At 61.5% G+C, this 21966-nt stretch carries 20 protein-coding genes; 8 read left to right on the top strand and 12 right to left on the bottom strand.

What is annotated here, in order from left to right; all coding sequences use genetic code 11:
- Positions 1–82: 82 nt before the first annotated feature.
- Positions 83–283, bottom strand: a complete 201-nt coding sequence (locus AC3WKX_RS23890) for a hypothetical protein (RefSeq protein WP_003209572.1) — start codon at positions 281–283, stop codon at positions 83–85.
- 302 nt (positions 284–585) lie between these two features.
- Between AC3WKX_RS23890 and AC3WKX_RS23885 the strand changes: the two genes are divergently transcribed.
- Positions 586–870, top strand: a complete 285-nt coding sequence (locus tag AC3WKX_RS23885; RefSeq protein ID WP_003209570.1) for a DUF3509 domain-containing protein — start codon at positions 586–588, stop codon at positions 868–870.
- 171 nt (positions 871–1041) lie between these two features.
- Here the strand turns inward: AC3WKX_RS23885 and AC3WKX_RS23880 are convergent, their stop codons facing one another.
- Both AC3WKX_RS23880 and AC3WKX_RS23875 read right to left on the bottom strand, forming a co-directional pair.
- Positions 1042–1920: a TIGR02285 family protein gene (locus AC3WKX_RS23880; RefSeq protein WP_003209569.1), complete on the bottom strand. Its 879-nt coding sequence runs from the start codon at positions 1918–1920 to the stop codon at positions 1042–1044.
- Positions 1920–3119: a CaiB/BaiF CoA transferase family protein gene (locus AC3WKX_RS23875; RefSeq protein WP_102605531.1), complete on the bottom strand. Its 1200-nt coding sequence runs from the start codon at positions 3117–3119 to the stop codon at positions 1920–1922. Before AC3WKX_RS23875 ends, AC3WKX_RS23880 begins: the two co-directional genes overlap by 1 nt.
- A gap of 145 nt (positions 3120–3264) precedes the next feature.
- On the opposite strand from AC3WKX_RS23875, the gene AC3WKX_RS23870 reads away from it, so the two are divergent.
- The 6 genes from AC3WKX_RS23870 to AC3WKX_RS23845 all read left to right on the top strand — a co-directional run bounded on the left by AC3WKX_RS23870 (position 3265) and on the right by AC3WKX_RS23845 (position 8557).
- Positions 3265–3807, top strand: coding sequence for a YaeQ family protein (locus tag AC3WKX_RS23870; protein ID WP_003209567.1), 543 nt, complete (start codon positions 3265–3267; stop codon positions 3805–3807).
- Positions 3808–3993: 186 nt separating this feature from the next.
- On the top strand, positions 3994–5703 hold the full coding sequence (recJ, locus tag AC3WKX_RS23865) for a single-stranded-DNA-specific exonuclease RecJ (RefSeq protein WP_008438230.1): 1710 nt from the start codon (positions 3994–3996) through the stop codon (positions 5701–5703).
- Between the two features lie 151 nt (positions 5704–5854).
- A complete protein-coding gene (locus AC3WKX_RS23860; protein WP_003209564.1) occupies positions 5855–6961 on the top strand; it encodes an NADH:flavin oxidoreductase/NADH oxidase in 1107 nt (368 codons plus the stop codon).
- Between the two features lie 192 nt (positions 6962–7153).
- The gene (locus tag AC3WKX_RS23855) at positions 7154–7654 is read left to right on the top strand and encodes a P-loop nucleotide/nucleoside kinase family protein (protein ID WP_102605541.1); all 501 of its coding nucleotides are present in this window, start codon (positions 7154–7156) and stop codon (positions 7652–7654) included.
- Positions 7638–8174: a GNAT family N-acetyltransferase gene (locus AC3WKX_RS23850; protein WP_102605530.1), complete on the top strand. Its 537-nt coding sequence runs from the start codon at positions 7638–7640 to the stop codon at positions 8172–8174. The genes AC3WKX_RS23855 and AC3WKX_RS23850 overlap by 17 nt, the downstream gene beginning before the upstream one ends.
- A gap of 197 nt (positions 8175–8371) precedes the next feature.
- Positions 8372–8557, top strand: coding sequence for a hypothetical protein (locus AC3WKX_RS23845; protein WP_003209560.1), 186 nt, complete (start codon positions 8372–8374; stop codon positions 8555–8557).
- Positions 8558–8602: 45 nt separating this feature from the next.
- Here AC3WKX_RS23845 and AC3WKX_RS23840 read toward each other — a convergent pair whose 3' ends face one another.
- The 9 genes from AC3WKX_RS23840 to AC3WKX_RS23800 all read right to left on the bottom strand — a co-directional run bounded on the left by AC3WKX_RS23840 (position 8603) and on the right by AC3WKX_RS23800 (position 20901).
- Entirely contained in the window at positions 8603–10228 is a 1626-nt protein-coding gene (locus AC3WKX_RS23840; RefSeq protein WP_102368202.1) for a glucan biosynthesis protein D, read from the bottom strand.
- Between the two features lie 361 nt (positions 10229–10589).
- Positions 10590–12452, bottom strand: a complete 1863-nt coding sequence (locus AC3WKX_RS23835; RefSeq protein WP_102605528.1) for an NAD(P)-binding protein — start codon at positions 12450–12452, stop codon at positions 10590–10592.
- A 174-nt stretch (positions 12453–12626) separates the two neighbouring features.
- Positions 12627–14051 carry a gamma-aminobutyraldehyde dehydrogenase gene (locus AC3WKX_RS23830; RefSeq protein WP_102605527.1) on the bottom strand — a complete coding sequence of 475 codons (1425 nt, stop codon included), beginning with the start codon at positions 14049–14051 and terminating at the stop codon, positions 12627–12629.
- 178 nt (positions 14052–14229) lie between these two features.
- Positions 14230–15039 carry an ABC transporter permease gene (locus AC3WKX_RS23825; RefSeq protein ID WP_003209553.1) on the bottom strand — a complete coding sequence of 270 codons (810 nt, stop codon included), beginning with the start codon at positions 15037–15039 and terminating at the stop codon, positions 14230–14232.
- A complete protein-coding gene (locus AC3WKX_RS23820) occupies positions 15029–15958 on the bottom strand; it encodes an ABC transporter permease (protein WP_003209552.1) in 930 nt (309 codons plus the stop codon). Before AC3WKX_RS23820 ends, AC3WKX_RS23825 begins: the two co-directional genes overlap by 11 nt.
- Position 15959: 1 nt before the next feature.
- Positions 15960–16994: an ABC transporter ATP-binding protein gene (locus AC3WKX_RS23815; RefSeq protein WP_003209551.1), complete on the bottom strand. Its 1035-nt coding sequence runs from the start codon at positions 16992–16994 to the stop codon at positions 15960–15962.
- A 180-nt stretch (positions 16995–17174) separates the two neighbouring features.
- Entirely contained in the window at positions 17175–18326 is a 1152-nt protein-coding gene (gene ydcS / locus AC3WKX_RS23810; RefSeq protein WP_003209550.1) for a putative ABC transporter substrate-binding protein YdcS, read from the bottom strand.
- A 72-nt stretch (positions 18327–18398) separates the two neighbouring features.
- On the bottom strand, positions 18399–19856 hold the full coding sequence (locus AC3WKX_RS23805) for a gamma-aminobutyraldehyde dehydrogenase (protein ID WP_003209549.1): 1458 nt from the start codon (positions 19854–19856) through the stop codon (positions 18399–18401).
- A 133-nt stretch (positions 19857–19989) separates the two neighbouring features.
- On the bottom strand, positions 19990–20901 hold the full coding sequence (locus tag AC3WKX_RS23800; RefSeq protein WP_003209548.1) for a LysR family transcriptional regulator: 912 nt from the start codon (positions 20899–20901) through the stop codon (positions 19990–19992).
- Between the two features lie 168 nt (positions 20902–21069).
- Here AC3WKX_RS23800 and AC3WKX_RS23795 point away from each other — a divergent pair, with 168 nt between their 5' ends.
- Positions 21070–21783, top strand: coding sequence for a tellurite resistance TerB family protein (locus tag AC3WKX_RS23795; RefSeq protein ID WP_102606515.1), 714 nt, complete (start codon positions 21070–21072; stop codon positions 21781–21783).
- Positions 21784–21966: the final 183 nt, after the last annotated feature.

The following is a 21966-nucleotide window of genomic DNA, read 5'->3' as shown; positions in this document are numbered from 1 at the left end:
ACAAAGGTGTAAAAAACGCCGCGTCCCCGTCCGTGGGGCAGCGGCGTTTTTCGTTTCTGGCAGGCCCGGCCGGAGTGATCGTTTAGGCGAGTAGTTTCTGAGCCACTGCCATTACGGTTCCGACAGCCGTGAAGAAGCCGATGGCGATACCAACGGGATACCAGAAATTCTCTCGGGTTATCTTGTGGGATTCTGCGTTTAGCTTGCGTTGCTCAGCATAAATTCTGGATATGTCGGCGTGAATCTTCTCTAGTATTGCCTGCTCTTTTTCGTGTTCCAGCATGGTCTTCGTCCTTCGCAACGGGGCCTTTTGGTATGCGCTGTTTATCGATGTGCCGGCATGATCAGCACTCACCGAGTATAGGATTCACCCTCGGCATCAGCGCCAAAACGGCAACTCATTGAGTAAGCAGTTATGTGCTGCCGTTTTTTGCTTGTCATGTTGCAAGCGCATGCTGGACACGTCATCCCCCGGCAACCCTTGGAAGACGAAAAAGCGAACTTTCCTACGACGCAAATAGTCACTTAGGATAGATGCAGCTCCCGTTTACACGATTGTTTCCGAACTATTGAGTGGTGATCGAGATGGAAAGTATCAGCCTATTGCTCGGTGAAGCACTGAGCCCTTATCAGGTCACGCTGACCACCTCGGGTGTGCAGGGCGAATGCCTGGTGACCGTAAAGAATCCGGCCGGTGCCATCGTGGTCGAACGAGAAGTCGACCAGGCACAATTGACCGACAAGCGTGCATTGGTGGATGTGGTGGACTGTTTGCACCGCGACTTGATGATTGCCGAAGGACGCCTGGAACCCTCGGTCATGGCGGCCCTGCGCAATGCGGCCCTGACTCGGCCGATCGCCTGCGCATGAAGATTTATTTTTGTTGGGAACCTTCCTACGGCAAGGTGAGTCAGATTTTGTAACAGCGAGATCAAGCATTGTGCTCCGGTGCTTGTGGCTCGTTGTTACTGGTCTTTTTAGGCCCTTATTAACCCCGAGTTGTCTCCCCACTGCTCGGGGTTTCTTTTTGCCTGCGATTTGTCATGGGCTCGGGGCATCCTGGAAAAACGTCGGGTGGTCTTGCAGGTATTGCTCACGCATGACCGGGTCGAGCCATGAGGCGTAGGACTGTCGCAGTTGCTCCTGCGGGATCTCGCGCAGCACCTGATTGATCCGCTCGATAGCCGTGCGGCCTGAGGCGTTATCCGTGCAGGCAATCCGGGTCAGTTGATAGGGCGGGGTGCCTTTGATGGGGTAGAAGATCAGCTCTTGTGGATCAATGCCTTGTTGCAGCGCCTGGTAGCGCACTTCTGTCCAGTAACCCAGCACCGCTTCCAGCCGCCCCTTTCGTTGCATCTGCAGCAGGCTGCCGAGGGCGTCATTGCCGTAATGCGGCGCCAGTTTGTGAGCACTGGTGTGCTTCAGCGCTTCATCGATGATGGCGCCGTAGCTGCGTTCGGCGATGATGCCAAGGCGCGCATCCCGTGCATTCAAAAATGCCTCCAGGTCGAACCGTCCATCCACCACAAACGGCGCCAGCAGCGCCCGCTGACCCTGGCGGATCGTCACCCCGTTGCTCACGGCCGCGAAGGCCTGGGCGGAAAACACGATGGTTTTAGCGCGCTCCGCCGTCCACAGCAGGGACGGGTCGCAGGTAAGCGTGCCGGGGTCGCGGAGCATCTGCATGCCGCGCGCGCGGTTCACGTGGAGGATCTGATGTCGATACTCCGGCATGTGTTCGGCGAGTATCGGCAGCAGTTGGTCGAGGGCGCCCTGGCCTTTTTGCGGGCCTTCGAAAATCGTCACTGGCGGCAGGTCACGCAACAGCCAGATCAAGGTTTCCTGGGCCTGGCTCGACAGTGGCCAAGTCCCGAGCAGTGAACCCAGGAGGCAGAGTCGAATGATGAAGCGCCGGCCCATCAGATCGCGCCGTTCTCACGCAGGCGAGTAACGGCGGCCGCATCGTAGCCCAATTCAGCGAGCACCACGCTGTTGTGCTCGCCCAACTGCGGTCCGACCCATTCACAACTGCCCGGTGTGTCCGACAGTTTGGGCACGATGCCGGGCATCTTGAAGTCCTTGCCGCCCGGGAGCTGCGCCTTGAGGAACATCTCGCGGGCCAGAAACTGCGGGTCTCCCAGCATGTCTTGCGCGCTGTAGATACGGCTGGCGGGCACTTCGGCCTTGTTCAACTGTTCCACCACTTGCTCAAGCGGCAGCGAGTTGACCCAGCGATCAATCACCCCGTACAACTCATCGCGCCGGCTGTCGCGGCCATCGTTGCTGGCCAGTGCCGGGTCGTTGGCCAGGTCGTCGCGACCAATGGCCGACATGAAGCGCTTGAAGATCGCGTCGCCATTGGCGCCGATCTGCACATGCTTGCCATCTTTGCTGGTGTGGATCGAGGAGGGCGTGATGCCGGGCATGATGTTGCCGGTGCGCTCGCGGATAAAGCCGAACACGTCGAACTCCGGGATCATGCTCTCCATCATCGCGAAGATCGCCTCATACAGCGCCACATCCACCACCTGGCCGAGCCCGCCATTCACTTCACGATGACGCAGGGCCATCAGCGCCCCGATCACGGCCCACAACGCCGCGATCGAGTCCCCGATGGAAATCCCGGTGCGCACCGGCGGGCGGTCCTCGAAACCGGTGATGTAACGCAGGCCCCCCATGGATTCGCCCACCGCGCCAAACCCAGGCTGGTCCTTCATCGGCCCGGTCTGGCCAAAGCCCGAGAGGCGCACCATCACCAGTTTCGGGTTCAGGGCGTGCAAGGTTTCCCAGCTCAGGCCGAGCTTTTCCAGCACGCCAGGGCGAAAGTTCTCAATCAAAATGTCGGCATCCGCCAACAGTTGCTTGAGGATCGCCAGGCCGTCCGGGTGTTTCAGGTTCAGGGTCAGGGATTTCTTGTTGCGCGCCTGCACAAACCACCACAGCGAGGTGCCTTCATACAGCTTGCGCCACTTGCGCAGCGGGTCGCCGCCATCCGGGGATTCGACCTTGATCACCTCGGCGCCGAACTCGGCGCAGATGCGCGACGCAAACGGGCCGGCGATCAAGGTGCCGAGTTCGATGACTTTCAGGCCGGCAAGTGGTTTGGCGGTAAACGACATGAGGAACCTTTCGGGCAGGGCAGGGATGTGAGCCTTTTAACATAGGCGAGTGGCGCAGTGATAAGGATGATGCAGCGCAGGATTCGTTGAATCACCTCGCCATCGGTTAGACTTGCCGCCTTTCCCTGTCTCTAGAAGTCCGTTCATGGCCCAGCCGTCCACGACCTACAAGTTTGAACTCAACCTCACCGACCTTGACCGTTCGGTGTACGAGAGTGTCAAGCAGACCATCGCCCGCCACCCTTCGGAAACCGAAGAGCGCATGACCGTGCGTTTGCTGGCCTACGCGCTTTTCTACAACGAGCAGCTGTCTTTCGGTCGTGGCCTGTCAGATGTAGACGAGCCGGCGCTGTGGGAAAAAAGCCTGGATGATCGCGTCCTGCACTGGATCGAAGTCGGCCAGCCGGACGCGGACCGCCTGACCTGGTGTTCCCGCCGTACCGAACGCACGACCTTGCTGGCCTACGGCAGCTTGCGCGTCTGGGAAGGCAAAGTGGTGCCGGTGGCGAAGAACCTGAAAAACGTGAGCATCGCCGCCGTACCCCAGGAAATCCTGGAAGTGCTGGCCAAGGACATGCCCCGGGTGATCAAGTGGGACGTGATGATCAGCGAAGGCACGATCTTCGTGACCGATGACCGTGGGCAGCACGAAGTCCAGCTGGAATGGCTGGCTGGCGAGCGCGGCTGAAACGTCGATAACTGATTGGACGCTGGTCGAGTGTGGGAGCTGTCGAGCTTCAGCGAGGCTGCGATGCAGGCGCTGCGGTCTGACAGGTACACCGAGGTGATCCCATCGCAGCCTCGCTGGGGCTCGACAGCTCCTACAAGGGATCACCGCTAATTTTCAACATTAAAGAGAAGCTTCCGTCACCCCATGCGTATCGATCCTCGCCCGTTGCCCGCCGTCCTGCCATTCCTCGGTGAATTGCCACCGTTGTTGACCCGTCTCTACGCCGCACGCGGGGTGCAATCGGAAGCCGAGCTGGATAAAAGCCTGGCGCGGCTGATCCCGTATCAGCAGCTCAAGGGCATCGATGCTGCTGTGGACTTGCTGGTGACGGCCCTGGAGCAGCGCCAGCGGATCCTGATCGTGGGTGACTTCGACGCCGACGGCGCCACCGCCAGCACCGTGGGCACCCTGGGCCTGCGCTTGTTGGGCGCCGCCCATGTCGACTACCTGGTGCCCAACCGTTTCGAATACGGCTACGGCCTGACCCCGGAAATCGTCGCCGTGGCCCTGCAGCGCCAGCCACAGCTGCTGATCACCGTGGACAACGGTATCTCCAGCGTCGAAGGCGTGGCGGCCGCGAAAGCGGCGGGGCTCAAGGTGCTGGTTACCGACCACCACTTGCCGGGCGACGAACTGCCCGCAGCCGACGCCATCGTCAACCCGAACCAGCCGGGCTGTGAATTCCCCAGCAAGGCCCTGGCCGGTGTGGGCGTGATCTTCTACGTGCTGATGGCCCTGCGTGCGCGCTTGCGCAGTTTGGGTTGGTACGAGAACAAGCCGCAGCCGAATATCGGCGAACTGCTGGACCTGGTGGCCCTGGGCAGCGTGGCCGACGTGGTCCCGCTGGACGCCAACAATCGCATCCTGGTCTACCAGGGCCTGGAACGCATTCGCGCCGGTCGTGCCCGGCCGGGGATCAAGGCGATCCTCGAAGTGGCCAAGCGCGATCACGCCCGCATCACCTCCACCGACCTTGGTTTTATCCTGGGCCCGCGCCTGAACGCCGCCGGGCGCCTGGATGACATGAGCCTGGGTATCGAGTGCCTGCTCACCTCGGATTTCGCCGCCGCCCGGGAAATGGCCGCGCAACTGGACGGCATGAACCAGGACCGCAAGTCCATCGAACAAGGCATGCAGCGCGAGGCCCTGGCCCAGCTCAAGGACTTGCCGGTGGAGTCGATGCCGTATGGCTTGTGCCTGTTCGACCCAGAATGGCACCAGGGCGTGATCGGCATCCTTGCCTCGCGCATGAAAGAGCGTTACTTCCGCCCGACCATCGCCTTTGCCGACGCCGGTGACGGCCTGCTCAAGGGCTCCGGGCGCTCCGTGCCGGGTTTTCATATTCGTGACGCGCTGGCCGTGGTGGCCAGCCAGCACCCAACGCTGATCGCCAAGTACGGCGGCCACGCCATGGCGGCGGGTCTTACCTTGCCCGAGGCCAACTTCCCACTGTTCGCCGAGGCCTTTGACGCCGAAGTGCGTCGGCAACTGCGCGAAGAAGACCTGACGGGCCGGCTGCTGTCCGACGGCACCCTGGCGGTTGAAGAGTTTCACCTGGAACTGGCCCGCGCCCTGCGCAACGCCGGGCCGTGGGGCCAGCATTTCCCAGAGCCGTTGTTTCACGGGGTGTTCCAACTGGTGGAGCAGCGCGTCGTCGGCGAGCGCCATCTGAAGGTGGTGCTCAAGAGCGAGTGTGGATCGGTGAAGCTCGATGGCATTGCTTTCGGCATCGACCGCGAGATCTGGCCCAATCCCACCATTCGCTGGGTGGAACTGGCCTACAAGCTCGACGTGAACGAGTTCCGTGGCCAGGAAACCGTGCAACTGATGATCGCGCATATCGAGCCGCGCTGAACCCTGTGCAATCCTCTGTTGTCGACTAGTCTCTAAGCACTGTGTGATCGGTCTTGTGACCTTGTCTTATTTCAGCCCGCCGGGGACGGGTTTTTCGTCGACCTTTCAAACAGAACCCTGGAGCCTGCCCACTGCATAAAAGAGGTGCCCCATGAGTCTGCTGCTTGAACCCTATACCCTGCGCCAACTGACCCTGCTCAACCGCATCGCCGTTTCGCCGATGTGCCAGTATTCCAGCGTCGATGGCCTGGCCAATGACTGGCACCTGGTGCACCTCGGCAGCCGTGCCGTCGGTGGCGCCGGGCTGATCTTTACCGAAGCCACTGCCGTGACTGCCGATGGCCGCATCACCGCCCAGGACCTGGGCCTGTGGAACGACGAACAGATCGAACCGCTGCAACGCATCACGCGCTTTATCAATGCCCAGGGCGCGGTGGCGGGCATTCAACTGGCCCACGCCGGGCGCAAAGCCAGCACGCACCGGCCATGGATCGGCAAGCACGGCAGCGTCAAGCCGGAAGATGGCGGCTGGGTGCCGGTGGGCCCCTCGCCGATTGCCTTCGATCCGCAGCACACTTCACCCAAGCAACTCGATGAAGGGCAGATCCAGCAAGTGATCGCTGACTTCGTCGCTGCCGCCAAGCGCGCGTTGACCGCCGGTTTCAAAGTGGCGGAAATCCATGCCGCCCATGGCTACCTGTTGCATCAATTTCTTTCGCCGCTGAGCAACCAGCGTCAGGACCAGTACGGCGGCTCGTTCGAAAACCGCATCCGCCTGGTGCTGCAAGTGACCACGGCGGTGCGTGAGGCCTGGCCGCAAGAGCTGCCGCTGTTTGTGCGGGTCTCGGCCACCGATTGGGTCGAGGACGGCTGGAACCCGGATGAAACCGTCGAACTGGCGCGCCGCCTGAAAGACCTGGGCGTCGACCTGATCGACGTCTCCTCGGGTGGCACCGCGGCCAATGCGGAAATTCCTACCGGGCCCGGCTACCAGACCCGCTTTGCCGAGCGTGTGCGCAAAGAGTCGGGAATCGCCACCGGCACCGTGGGCATGATTACCGAGCCCGCCCAGGCCGAGCACATCTTGCGTACCTGTCAGGCCGATATCATTTTCCTCGCACGTGAACTGTTGCGTGACCCGTACTGGCCACTGCATGCCGACGATGACCTGGGCGGGCGCAAAGCGACCTGGCCGGCGCAGTATCAGCGGGCTACGCATCGCGACCAGCCGATTCATGAGTCGGACTTGCGGGATTAACCTTGCGTAGGAAAACGCCTGAAGCTAATGTCGAAACTATGACTCTATTACTGAACGCCTCGATTATTCCCACCCTCCAGGAGAGGGTGGGCTGACGCGTGCTGGAAAAGCATGAAAAACCCGCCCTTGATCCGGCGGGTTTTTTATTGCCCGCCGATCACCGGCCAAGCCCTGCGACACAAGGAGAAGCTCATGTTGCACCTGATCTGCGGCAAAATCGCATCCGGTAAATCGACCCTGACCCAGCAGTTGTCGCAAGCCCCACAGACGGTATTGATCAGCGAGGATGAGTGGCTGTCACGCCTTTATCCCGGACAGATCCAGGCTCTGGGCGACTACGTGCGCTGCACCGGCCACCTGCGCGATGCGTTGACGGCCCATATCATCTCGTTGCTCAAGGCCGGCGTCTCGGTGGTGCTGGATTTTCCCGCCAACACCCTGGCCAGCCGCCGCTGGATGCGCTCATTGTTCGAAGGCGCAGGCGCTGACCATCAATTGCACTACCTGGATGTGCCGGACGAGGTCTGCAAGGCACGCCTGCGTGCGCGCAACGCGGAGGGTACCCACGCGTTCGAAACCAGTGACGCCCAGTTCGACTTGATCACCGGCTATTTCGAAGCACCGACACCTGCGGAAGGCTTCAACCTTGTTCACCATCAACCCTTGGAAGCACAGCATGTTGATCAAGCGTGACCTGACCGAAAAGGACCTGCCGTTGCTGGCGCTGATTGACCGTACCGAACGGATCGAGGCGTGCTATCGCGTGGAGCACGGGGAGTTGCTGCTGTACCCCGAGCACCACGACATGCGCGGCTGGCCCGAAGGCGAAGCCGAGCAGGATGCCGTGGCCTTGCAGGCGTGCCTGAAGCGCGGCGGGTGGCTGCACGGTGTGTTTGACGATGCAAAGCTGCTGGCGGCCGTGGTAGTGGACAACCGGGTTATCCTCAACCAGGGCCTGCGTATGCGCCAGCTCAAATTCCTGCATGTGAGCCATGGGGCCCGTGGCCTGGGCCTGGGTGGCCAGCTGTTTGCCCTGGCCTGTGAACACGCCCGTGCAGCCGGGGCCGAGGCGTTGTACGTATCGGCCACGGAATCGCGCAATACGGTGGAGTTCTATCTGCGGCTCGGCTGCCGGTTGCTCAAGCAGCCGGATCCCGAGCTGTTTCAACAGGAGCCGCACGACATCCACCTGTACCGGCCGCTTGTGGGATAACGCTGTAGGTCATTGCCCTGCAAGCGTTTTTTTAAGTGATTACTCTAAAAAAGTCCCACGCCCTGCAAGATAGTTTCTACGCTTAAGGTAAGCATGATTTCTGGCCCAGGAAATCAGCTTGTTGATCCTCGCAGGTCGCATCGCGGGATGGGGTTATGGGCAACCAGGAGCAGTTGATTGATACGAGGAGACAGTCCATGGCCAAGTCCTATGGTGTAGCGGGGGTGTTGTCGTCTTTTCTGGCCCGCAGGATGTCGCTGCGCAGCCGGCGCCTGAGTTCGGACGAAGAGCAATTGCTGGAACAGTACCGCGCCCTGACCGAGAGTGATCAGGTGGCGATGCGGTACTTGATCGGGGCGATGAAGAGTATTTCGCGGTTCTGAAGATCCCGAAGGGGCGTTCCCACGCGAGCGTGGGAACGTTCGGTATCAGGTGTACTTGCGCTTGTCTGGTGCAGGTGGGAAGTATTGGTACAGCCAGGTTTCGCTCAAAGTGCGGTCCTGGGTGCGGATGAACAGCCGCAGTTCAACCGGCTCGACGCTGTCGCTGGTCGGGTACCAGTCAAACAGAATTCGATAGCCCTTGATGGCATCCAGTACCAACACGCTGAAGTCTTTGACCTCACCATGGGAGCAGGTCACCACCGGCTCGATCCCGGTGCCTTCAGGCAAACGATCCAGCCCGCCGCCGTTGAAGTCCACGGCAAAGCGCCGCGCCCAGACTTCGGGGTAGTGCTCGCCCGGCGCCCAACCTTCGGTGAAACCGCCCATGCCCGAACGGGTGGCATTGACCTGCGCCAGTGGCGTGCTGACCGGCGGCAGGGCGCTCCAGTAGAGCTTGTAGCCGTAGTTCAGGGATTCGCCGGCAGCGACGGGCTTCTTCGGGGTCCAGAAGGCCACGATGTTGTCCAGGGTCTCGCCGGTTGTAGGAATTTCCAGCAGATCGATAGAGCCTTCGCCCCACGCGGTTGTAGGTTCTACCCACAGGCTTGGGCGTTTGCTGTACCAGTCCACCGTGTCCTGATAGCTGGCGAACTCATGATCGGTCTGCACCAGGCCGAAGCCTTTCGGGTCGGTGTCGGCAAACGCGTTGAATTGCAGGGTAGCCGGGTTGTTCAGCGGGCGGCAGATCCACTCGCCATTGCCGCGCCACATGGCCAGGCGATCCGAGTCGTGGATTTGCGGGTGAATGGTGTCGCACATCCGCCGCTCAACGGTGCCGCAGCTGAACATGCTGGTCATCGGTGCGATGCCCAGTTGCTCGATGGCGGTACGCGCATTGATATGGGCGTCGATGGCCATTACCACCTGGTTGGCCTGGCAGTCGATATCGAAGCGATAGGCACCAGTGGCGCTCGGCGAATCCAGCAGGGCGTAGACCACGAAGCGGGTGCTGTCCTTGTCCGGGGTTTCGAACCAGAACTTGGTGAAGTCCGGGAATTCCTCGCGCTTTTTCGCGTAGGTGTCGATGGCCAGGCCGCGTGCGGAAAGGCCGTACTGGCCGGTGGAATCCACCGCACGGAAGTAGCTGGCGCCGAGGAAGGACAGCACGTCGTGGCGGTCCAGTTCCGGGGCCTTGAACAGCTTGAAGCCGGAGAAACCCAGGTCGCCGGTCAACTGCTTGGTGTCTACCGTGGTTTTTTCATAGTTGAACAGCGAAGGGCGGAAGTGCACCTCGCGGGCCTGGCGGGTTTTCGGGTCGACGCTGTACATGCGCACCGGCGTCTTGAAGCCCATGCCGACGTGGAAGAACTGCACGTCCAGTTGGCCGTTCAATTCTTTCCACAGCGAATGCTTGCCGTCGTAGCCGATGGCGTTGAAATTCTGCGGGGTCATGGTCGCCAGGGTCGGCGGCAATACCTGCTTGGTGTCCTGGTAGCGATTGCTTGCCAACTGCTTGGCCTGGATCTTCAGGGCCTCGAAATCGAAGGCCTGGGCCTCGCCATCAGCGGCGCGGTTGCCCGCCCAGGCCTGGGCGGCCAGCAGGCCACTGGCCGACAGACCGGTGTAAGCCGCGATGGCCATGGACGCTTTGAGCAAATTCCTGCGGTGCATAAATACAACCTGTCGTGAACAATCCCGCGCCGTTCCTGGCACGTGCTGGATCAAGGAAAACGGTTCGGACATGCCTTCGGCCAAACGCAACGGACATTAAACAGATGCCAAATAGCTTAAGCGGTTCGGTGCGCAAGGAAAAATGATTGATGGCGGGTTGATGGCGCTGCATATGAAACAAGACGTTTCTGTGGAAACCGTGTGGCGAGGGAGCTTGCTCCCGTTGGGGCGCGAAGCGACCCCAGCTCAGACGATCGAGATCCTTCAGGGATATCTCGATCGCCTGGTTTGGGGCTGCTGCGCACCCCAGCGGGAGCAAGCTCCCTCGCCACAATAATCTCTTCCTTCAGGAATGCCGGGATCAGCCCACTTCGCCTACTGCTCGATATGCCTCATCAATCGCCGCATGCGCGTACGCGCTCCACGCGGCATCCGAGTTGGCGATGCTCACAGGTCCCACCGGCTGGCGCGCCAGGTCCTTCAGTTTTTCGCTTTCATCGGCATCGTCGAACAAGTTGTTGGAGAAGGTCGCATAGCCGTGTGACCAACGGTTGACAGTGATCGCCAGAATGTCGGTCTGGTGGTTGAAGCCACCCGGGCCGAGCATGCGCTGCAGTTGGTCGCGCAGTTGCGCTTCCAGTTGTTCAAACGTCTGCCCGTACAACTTGCCCCGCCCGGCGCGGGCCTGGTCGCGGCCGTTCATGCCGCTGTTGGGGCTGGTGGGCACGTACACCATGTGCAAACCAATCGGCTGCGTCGGGTCGCGCGGGTGCTCGTAGCCGCCCATGCTCACCGGGTAATCCAGCTTGATCCGGCTGTAAGGCTGGGTCGCTGCATAAATCTCGTGCACCCCCAGCTTCTGGAACGACGTCCAGTTGCGCACCACCACTTTGGTGTAGACCAGCGGGTACTTCACGTTCTGGCTCAGGGCCTGGGCTTGTTCTGCCGGCAGATCGCGCAGCAGGTACGGGATCATCATGTTGTAGCAGGCCAGGATGCAGCGTTTGCCGCGGACCTGTGCGAGTTGGCCGCCACGACTGTAGCCGATGTGCACACCGTCACCGACGTTACGCACACTGACCGCAGTGCTGTTCAAACGCACCCGCACCGGCGTCCTGGGCTGATCAAGCCTGGCGTAGTCAAACGGCGCCAGCACGATGTCATCCATGGTGTGCCCCGGTGCCACTGCCGGAATCAGGCTGCGCACCAGCAATCGTGCCAGCGAGGCGTTGCCGTCGGGGAAGTGGTAGATGTAGGGTTCTTCCATTTCTGCGGCGGCTTCTTCGCTGATCGGTGCCAGGTTCATTCCGCCGAAGCCAGGGAAACCCACGCTATAGGCATCAGCCGACGCCACCGCGTCGATACTCAAGGCCATGAAGTCGTTGGTGCGGCTTTGGAAGTACTTCACCGCGCCTTCCGAGAGTCCTACGTTCTTGAGCAGGAAATCGCGGTAGCTGGTGGTCGCGAGGTACTCGGCCTTTTCCTCGGCAGTCTTGCCCGGCAGGTAATCCTTGGGCGCGACGTGCAAGGCAATCAGCGCCTGACGGTCGGTTTCCGGCAGCGGGAAATCATTGATGAAGTCGCTGATGGAGCGCGCATGCAACTGGTCCGGGGCGATGTCGTCGGCGACCATCGGCGTCGGGTCGCCAGTCACCAGTTTGTCTTCGCCAAAGTTTTCCTTGTCGAAGAACACCCCACGGGACAAACCCAGGCCCGGGTAGAACTGGCGGTCGAAGGCGGTCTCGAAGCGCTTGATGTTCACCCCGAGTTTTTTCAACAGCCCGTTTACTTCCTTGCTGTAAAGATGATTCGGTGACTGGAACGCTTCGCTGCCGCCGTAGCCGATGATCAGCCGGCCACCGGCCTGGAACTCATTGCGCTTGGCATGGCCGCCGAAGTCGTCGTGGTTCTCCAGGATCAGGATCTTCGCCTTCGGGTGCTTCTCACGGTAGAACCACGCCGCCGACAAACCGCTCAAGCCACCGCCGACCACCACCAGGTCGTAGTCTTCGGTGATCGGCAGTTTATCGGTGTCGAAGGCCTTCTTTTCCCAGCCCATCTGGTGGGCAACTTCGAATGAGCCGACATGGCTGCCGCGCAAGCCGGTGAGGGCGGGCGGGTAGTAGCGGCCATCGGGAGCGGCCTGGAGGATTTGCAGCGGGGTCATACCGGCGGCAATCGTGATAGCGACGCCGTTGAGGAAGTCGCGGCGGGTGATGTCCATGGGAACCTGCGAATTATTTATTGTTATGAGATCCCTGCAGGAGCCGGCTGTTGTGGCGAGGGAGCTTGCTCCCGCTGGGCTGCGTAGCGGCCCCAAAAAACCTGGGAGCACCTCGCACTCCAGCGGGAGCAAGCTCCCTCGCCACAGTGAGCTCGCTTCGACAGGGGTAAAGGGTCAGTGCTTGAACATCACATGGCGAACGGTGGTGTAGTCCTCCAGGCCGTACATGGACATGTCCTTGCCGTAGCCGGACAGTTTCTGACCGCCGTGGGGCATTTCGCTGACCAGCATGAAGTGGGTGTTCACCCAGGTGCAGCCGTACTGCAACCGTGCAGCCAGGCGATGGGCGCGGCCGACATCGGCGGTCCACACGGAAGAGGCCAGGCCGTAGTCCGAATCGTTGGCCCAGGCCAATACCTGGGCCTCGTCGTTGAATTTGGTTACCGACACTACTGGCCCGAACACTTCGCGGCGCACGATTTCATCGTCCTGCTGCGCGTCGGCCAACACCGTCGGCTCAAAGAAGAACCCGTTGCCTTCCACCGCCTTGCCACCCGTGATCAGGCGGATATGGGATTGCGCCACGGCACGCTCCACAAACCCGGCCACACGGTCACGGTGCTGTGCGGTGATCAGCGGGCCCAGCTCGGTGGCCGGGTCATCCTGCAAACCGTATTTGATGCTGGCAACCGCCGCGCCGAGCTTCTCGACGAACGCGTCGTAGATATCGGCCTGTGCATAAATCCGGCACGCAGCGGTGCAATCCTGCCCGGCGTTGTAGAAGCCGAAGGTGCGAATGCCTTCCACCGCCGCGTCGATATCGGCGTCGTTGAAGATGATCACCGGCGCCTTGCCGCCCAGTTCCATGTGCATGCGTTTGACGCTGTCGGCAGTGCTGGAAATGATATTGGCCCCGGTGGCAATCGAACCGGTCAGCGACACCATGCGCACTTTCGGGTGATTCACCAGCGGGCTGCCCACGGTTGGCCCACGGCCAAACACCAGGTTGAGTACACCGGCCGGGAAAATTTCAGCGGCCAGTTCCACCAGGCGCAGCGCGGTCAGCGGGGTTTGTTCCGAAGGCTTGAGCACCACGGTATTACCGGCGGCCAGGGCCGGGGCGATTTTCCAGGCGACCATCATCAGCGGGTAGTTCCACGGCGCGATGGAGGCAATTACGCCCACCGGGTCACGGCGGATCATCGAGGTGTGGCCCGGCAGGTACTCGCCGCCGGCCGAACCGCTCATGCAGCGGCTGGCGCCGGCGAAGAAGCGGAACACATCGGCCACCGCCGGGACCTCGTCGTTCAGCGCGGCGCTGTAGGGTTTGCCGCAGTTGTCCGACTCAAGCTTTGCCAGCTCTGCGCCGTGGGCTTCGATGGCGTCGGCGAGTTTGAGCAGCAGCAGCGAGCGATCCTTCGGTGGCGTTTGCGACCAGCCTTCAAAAGCGCTGTCGGCAGCACGCACGGCGGCGTCGACCTGGGCTTCGCTGGCTTCCTTGATTTCCACCAGTACCCGACCCAACGCCGGGTTGAACACCGGCTGCGCCGGGCCTTCGCCTTCGACCAGATGGCCGTTGATCAGCAGTTTGGTTTGCATGGTTCAGTCCTCTTAAAGCTGCATCGTTTCCCCTGCCGAAACCGGTTCAAGTGTGGGAGCGGGCTTGCTCGCGAATACGGTCTTTCAGTTGATACATCACCTGACTGATACACCGCTTTCGCGAGCAAGCCCGCTCCCACATTTGAACCTCATTCCTTCAGTGGCAATGTGTTGTCAGTTATTTACCGCCACTACCGGCCACGCTTTCGCCGCCGCGGGTCAGGTAATAGGCACCCAGGATCGGGAACATCGTCACGATCATCACCAGCATCGCCACCACGTTGGTCACCGGCACATCCCGTGGCCGGCTCAACTGGTTGAGCAGCCACAGCGGCAAGGTGCGTTCGTGGCCGGCGGTGAAGGTGGTGACGATGATTTCGTCGAACGACAGCGCGAACGCCAGCATGCCGCCGGCCAGCAACGCCGAGCCGAGGTTGGGCATGATGATGTAGCGGAAGGTCTGCCAGCCGTCGGCGCCCAGGTCCATCGAGGCTTCGATCAGGCTGTGGGAAGTGCGGCGCAAACGGGCGATCACGTTGTTGTAGACGATCACCACGCAGAAGGTCGCGTGGCCGACGATGATGGTGAACATCCCCGGCTCAATCCCCAGGGTCTTGAAGGTCGCCAGCAACGCGATACCGGTGATGATCCCCGGCAGTGCAATCGGCAGGATCAGCATCAGCGAGATGCCTTGCTTGCCGAAGAACTCCCGGCGATACAACGCCGCCGAGGCCAGGGTGCCGAGCACCATCGCAATCAGCGTGGCGATGGCCGCGATTTGCAGCGACAGCTTGATCGCTTCCAATACGTCCGGCCGCGAGAAGGCCACGCTGAACCACTTCAGGGTGAAGCCCTGGGGTGGAAAGCTGAACGCCGCCTCTTCGGTGTTGAAGGCGTAGAGGAAGATGATCAGGATCGGGAAGTGCAGGAAAACCAACCCGCCCCAGGCCGCGATTTTTAGACTGAGTGAGGCTTTTTCAGAGTGCATCGAAGGCCCCCAGACGTTTGACGATGGACAGGTAAACCGCGATCAGCACGATCGGCACCAGAGTGAACGCCGCGGCCATGGGCATGTTGCCGATAGCGCCTTGTTGCGCGTACACCATGCCGCCGACGAAGTAACCCGGCGGGCCCACCAGTTGCGGCACGATGAAGTCGCCCAGGGTCAGCGAGAACGTAAAGATCGAACCCGCCGCGATCCCCGGTACCGACAGCGGCAGAATCACCTGCATGAAGGTCTGGCGCGGCTTGGCGCCGAGGTCTGCCGAGGCCTGCAGCAACGATGGCGGCAAACGCTCCAGCGAGGCCTGGATCGGCAGAATCATGAACGGCAGCCAGATGTACACAAACACCATGAACCGCCCCAGGTGCGAGGTGCTCAAGGTGCTGCCGCCCACGCCGGGAATGCCCATGATGAATTGCAGCGCCGGCTCCAGGCCCAGGTGCTGCACGAACCACTGCGCCACGCCGCCCTTGGCCAGCAGCAGGGTCCAGGCGTAGGCCTTGACGATGTAGCTGGCCCACATCGGCATCATCACCGCGATGTAGAAAAACGCCTTGGTCTTGCCGGTGGTGTAGCGCGCCATGTAGTAGGCGATCGGGAACGCGACGATGGCACTGGCGATGGACACCACCACCGCCATGCTCAAGGTGCGCACGATGATGTCGAAGTTCGACGGCTGGAACAGCGCGGCGAAGTTGGCCAAGGTCAGGTCCGGGGTGACCGCCATGGTGAAGTCATCGAACGTATAGAAACCTTGCCACAGCAAGGTCAGCAGCGAACCCAGGTAGATCGCGCCGAACCAGATCAGCGGCGGCACCAGCAGCAGCGACAGGTACAGGTTGGGCTTCTTGTACAGCAGGTTGGAAAACCTGCGCATCGGGGGTTGGGACAGGGCCAGGCTCATGTCACACCTCGCCTGCGATGTCGGTCAACGGCGTCATGGCTTCCCGCGCCCAGCGCGCGGTGATGGACTGGCCGACTTGATGCCCGGCGGTGGTGTCCAGCCATTGGTTGTTGGCCTGGCTGATGTTCAGCGCCTGGCCGTTTTCCAGTTTCAGTTCGTAGCGAGTGGCGCTGCCCTGGTACTGAATGTCATGCAGCAGGCCGCTGACTTCCACCTCGCCGCTGCCCAGCGGGCCTTCGGCGAAGCGCACGTGTTCCGGGCGGATCGAGAACGGCTGCGGGTTACCGCTCAAGCGTTGCGCCAATTCGCCGCGAATCACGTTGGAGGTGCCGACGAATTCCGCGACGAAGGTGGTGGCGGGCTTCATGTACAGGTTGCGCGGGGTGTCGACCTGTTCGATGCGGCCCTTGTTGAATACGGCCACACGGTCGGACATCGACAGTGCTTCGGTCTGGTCGTGGGTGACGAAGATGAAGGTGATGCCAAGTTGGCGTTGCAGTTTCTTCAGCTCGCTTTGCATCTGTTCGCGCAGCTTCAGGTCGAGAGCGCCGAGGGGCTCATCCAGCAGCAATACGCGCGGACGATTAACCAGTGCGCGGGCCAGGGCCACACGTTGACGCTGGCCGCCGGAGAGTTGCACCGGCTTGCGGTCGCCGTAACCGCCGAGGGCGACCATGCCCAGCGCTTCTTCGGCGCGGTTGAGGCGTTCGGTCTTGCCTACGCCTTTGACTTTCAGGCCGTAGGCCACGTTGTCCCGCACGTTCATGTGGGGGAACAGCGCGTAATCCTGGAACACAGTGTTCACGTCGCGCTGATACGGCGGCAAGCCGGCGGCTTCCTCACCGTGGATGCGGATGGAGCCGGCACTGGGTTGCTCGAACCCGGCGATCAGGCGCAGGCACGTGGTTTTGCCCGAGCCGGAAGGGCCGAGCATGGAAAAGAACTCGCCGTCCTGGATATCGATGGAAACCCGGTCAACGGCTTTCACTTCGCCGAACTGACGGGAAACGTGGGTGAATTGGACTGCAAGCGTCATGGTGCGGTGCTCCAAAAAGGCGCGTCTTGTAAAAATTAAATCGGAGGTAGAGGTGATCGTTCCCACGCTCTGCGTGGGAATGCAGCGCTGGACGCTCCGCGTCCGCCCTTAAAGTCGTGACGCGGAGCGTCACAGGAGGCATTCCCACGCGGAGCGTGGGAACGATCAACTAGGGAGTGCTTAGCGCCCGCCCATGATCGCGATGTAATCCTGGGTCCAGCGGCTGTACGGCACGAACTTGCCGCCTTCAGCCTGCGGGGTTTTCCAGAAGGCGATCTTCTCGAACTGGTCGAAACCGTTGGTCTTGCAACCCTCGGCGCCCAGCAGTTCGCTTTCCTTGCACGCCGCGGGAACCGCCGGCAACGAACCGAACCACGAGGCCACATCACCCTGGACCTTCGGCTGCAGCGACCAGTCCATCCACTTGTAGGCGCAGTTCGGGTGCTTGGCATCGGTGTGCAGCATGGTGGTATCCGCCCAGCCGGTGGCGCCTTCCTTCGGAATGGTCGAGGCAATCGGCTGTTTCTCGTTCACCAGGCCGTTGACCTGATACGGCCATGCGCTGGAGGCCACCACGCCTTCGTTCTTGAAGTCGCTCATCTGCACGGTGGTGTCATGCCAGTAGCGGTGGATCAACGGCTGCTGGGCGCGCAACAGGTCGAGCACGGCCTTGTACTGGGTTTCGGTCAGCTCGTACGGGCTCTGGATGCCCAGTTCCGGCTTGGTGGCCTTGAGGTACAGCGCCGCATCGGCGATGTAGATCGGGCCGTCATAGGCCTGCACGCGGCCTTTGTTCGGCTTGCCGTCCGGCAGGTTCTGCGCATCGAACACTACGTTCCAGCTGGTGGGCGCGGTCTTGAACACGTTGGTGTTGTACATCAACACGTTCGGGCCCCACTGGTACGGCGTGCCGTACGTTTGCTGGCCGACCACGTACCACGGCGCATCTTTCAGGCGCGGGTCGATGTTCTTCCAGTTGGGAATCAGCGAGGTGTTGATCGGCTGTACGCGCTTGCCGACGATCAACCGCAGCGAGGCATCGCCCGACGCGGTGACCAGGTCGTAGCCGCCCTTGGCCATCAAGCTCACCATCTCGTCGGAGGTGGCGGCGGTCTTGACGTTGACCTTGCAGCCGGTCTCTTTCTCGAAACCGGTGACCCAGTCGTAGTTCTTGTCGCTTTCGCCACGTTCGATATAGCCGGGCCAGGCGACGATATCCAACTGGCCTTCACCGGCACCCACCGCCTTCAGCGGTTCGGCGGCCTGGATGCTGACACTGGCCAGCAGCGCGGTGGTCAGGGCACTGAGCAGTGCGGTCTTGTGCGCAGACATGGGGGTTCCCTCTTCTTTAATTATGGTCGGGGCAGTTTTTGCAGCAGGTGGTGCGTGAGCGTAGTTGTTGTTTTAAAGATGCTGGCCGTGGCGCGCCATGATGTGCCGCACCACGCTGTAGTCCTGTAGCGAATCGCTGGACAGATCTTTGCCATACCCCGAGCGCTTCAAGCCGCCGTGGGGCATTTCGCTGACCAGCATGAAATGACTGTTGATCCAGGTGCAGCCGTATTGCAGGCGCGACGCCACTTGCATCGCCTTGTCCAGGTTCTGGGTCCACACGGAGGAGGCCAGGCCGTATTCCGAGTCGTTGGCCCAGTCCACCGCCTGTTCCAGCTCGTCGAAGCGGGTCACGGTGACCACCGGGCCGAACACTTCGCGCTGCACGATTTCATCATTCTGTTTACAACCGGCCAGCAAAGTTGGCTGGTAGAAGAAGCCAGCACCGGAATGCACGGCGGCGCCGGTGATGCGTTCGATATGCGGCTGGCCGAGGGCGCGTTCGACAAAACTGGCGACGCGGTCGCGCTGGCGGGTGCTGATCAGCGGGCCGAGTTCGTTGTCGGCATCGCGCTTGCCGGCAAACCGCAGGCTGCTGACGGCGGCGCCGAGCTCGGCCACCAATTTGTCGTGGATGCCGGCCTGGGCGTAGATGCGGCACGCGGCGGTGCAGTCCTGGCCGGCGTTGTAGTAACCGTAGGCGCGCACGCCTTCGACCACGGCTTGCAGATCGGCGTCGTTGCACACGATCACCGGGGCCTTGCCGCCCAGCTCCAGGTGCGTGCGCTTGAGTGTCTTGGAGGCGGCCTGGAGGATCTTCTGCCCGGTGACGATATCGCCGGTCAACGAGACCATGCGCACCTTCGGGTGGCTGACCAAATGGCTGCCGACCCCTTCGCCGCCGCCACACAGGATGTTGATCACCCCGCGCGGCAACAACTGGCTCAGTACGGGCGCCAGGGCCAGGATCGACAGCGGGGTATGTTCCGACGGCTTGAACACCAGGGTATTACCGGCCGCCAGGGCCGGGGCGATTTTCCAGGCGGCCATCATCAGCGGGTAATTCCACGGCGCAATGGAGGCCACCACGCCAATCGGATCGCGACGCACCATGCTGGTGTAGCCCGGCAGGTATTCACCGCTCAGTTGCCCGGTCTGGCAGCGCACGGCGCCGGCGAAGAAACGGAACACATCGACGGTCGCGCTCAAATCGTCCTGACGTGCCAGGTGCAGCGGCTTGCCGCAATTCAGCGATTCCAGGCGGGCGAGGTAGTCGGCTTGTTTTTCGATTGTCTCGGCGATGCCCAGGAGGATGTTCGAACGCTGCTGGGGCGTGGTCCGCGACCAACCGGCAAAGGCCCGGTGGGCGGCGAGGATTGCGGCTTCGACCTGCTCGGTACTGGCTTCGGCGATATGGGTGAGGATTTCACCGGTGGCCGGGTTGATGATCGGCTCGACAAACCCCTGGCCCGGGACCAGTTCGCCGTCGATCAGCAACGCAGTGAGCAGCGGTGTGGGCGCGCCAGACATTTTTCGCGATCTCTTTTCTTGTGTGGTCATGGCTGTTCTCGTGCGAGGCGCCTGACCTTCTCTTATGGGATGAGCAGAGACTAGAGGTCAGGCGCGAGGTCAACAAATACTAAATACTGAAAGCAGCATTCGATTAAATAGATGGCTTGCGTGGGTGGGGCTGTTCGCGGGCCACCGTCAGGAATGGGTCCACCAGCGCCGGGCGCGCCGTGCCCCGGCGCCAGGCCAGGCCCACGTCGAGGGTCTGGCTGAGGTCGGCAATCGGCCGGGCCTCGATGATGTCGCCTTCCAGGGACCAGGGGCGGTAGGTCATGTCCGGCTGGATCGACACGCCCAGGCCGGCGGCGACCAGGCTTCGCACGGCTTCCGTCGAGGCGGTGCGCAAGGTGACGCGAGGTTGCAGCCCGGCGCCGGTCCACATGCGTTGGGCGTTGTGGCCCATTTCGTCGACGTTCAGCTGAATCAGCGGCTCGCGCGCCACATCCGCCAGGTTGATGCTGTCGTGTTCCAGCAGCGGGTGCTGGGCGGGCAGCCATAAACGGTGGGGCGAGTGGGTGAGCACTTCGGTTTGCAGGGCGTGGCGGTCTTCGAGGTTGGAGAGGATCAGCACGCCGACGTCGATTTCACCGCTGACCAGCAGGTGTTCGATGTAGGGGCGTTCGTCCTCCATCACGCGGATTTCGACATTGGGGTAGGCGCGCTGGAAGCGGGTAAGCAAGTCCGCCAGGTAGTAGCCGGCGACCAGGCTGGTCACGCCGATGATCAACTGCCCGGCCACCTGGTCGGTGCTCTGTTGCAGGCTGCGCTTGGCGTTGTCGACGGTGGCGAGGATGAGGTGCGCCTGGCGCAGGAACTGGTGGCCCTGGTGGGTCAGGGTCATGCCCTTGGCGTGGCGGTTGAACAGGTTGACGCCGATTTCCTGTTCCAGTTGCTGGATCGCCAGGGTCAGGGTGGACTGGGAGATGAAGGCGGTCTGGGCAGCGGCGGAGATCGAGCCGGTCTCGGCCACGGCGATGAAGTGACGGATCTGACGCAAGGTCATCATGCTGGAATTACCAGTGGGGTGTTTTTATAGATTTGTTCGAGTGTATATCGTTTTAATTGAGGGGTAAGCGCGTTACATCTGGAAGCACTCTAGATCGGGGGTTTTTGGCACTTAGTTTTACGCTGGGGGCCTATTGGTCCTGTGAACTTGAGTTTCTGGAGGTTGTGAATGAATACCCGTGGATTGCTCGATCAACTGCTCAAATCCGGCCAGGACATGTTGCAGAACAAGGCTGGCGGGCAGCGCAAGTCAGATGACAACGGTGCCCTTGGCGGACTGCTGGGTGGCGGCGGGTTGGGTAGCTTGCTTGGCGGTGCCGGTGGTGGGGCCCTCGCGGCCGGCGCCATGGGTCTGTTGCTGGGCAACAAGAAAGCCCGCAAGTTTGGCGGCAAGGCGCTGACCTATGGCGGGTTGGCTGCTTTGGGGGTGATTGCCTACAAGGCCTACGGTAATTGGCAGGCGCAGCAGGCCAGTGCGCCTCAAGGGGAGCCGCAGACCATTGATCGGTTGCCACCGGCCCAGGTCGAGCAGCACAGCCAGGGGATTTTGAAGGCGCTGGTGGCTGCGGCCAAGGCTGACGGGCATGTGGATGAGCGTGAGCGGGCGTTGATCGAAGGGGAGTTTGTGAAGCTGGATAACGATCGTGAGTTGCAGCAGTGGTTGCATGCCGAGCTGAACAAGCCGCTGGATCCGGCAGATGTGGCTCGGGCTGCCAGTACTCCGGAGTTGGCTGCCGAGATGTATATCGCCAGTGTGATGTTGGTGGATGAGGAGAACTTCATGGAGAAGGCTTACCTCGATGAGTTGGCGCGGCAGCTTAAGTTGGAGCCGGGGTTGAAGGCTGAATTGGAGAAGCAGGTGCGGCAGGCGGTGATGGTTTGATTGTGTACATATCCGTTTCTGCGGTAACGGCTACTTATGGTTTCGCTCTTACAGCGAGTCACTTTGCAAAAGCGGCAAAGTAACCAAAACGCTCTGCCCCGCCTGTCGGCACCTCGCCTAGGCTCGGTGTTCCCTCACTCCGGCATTGCTCCGCGGGCCGCCGCGACGGGCCATCCATGGCCC

It is taken from the genome of Pseudomonas sp. GP01-A4, from assembly GCF_058780865.1.
This window is presented reverse-complemented; position numbering and strand designations above follow the sequence as displayed.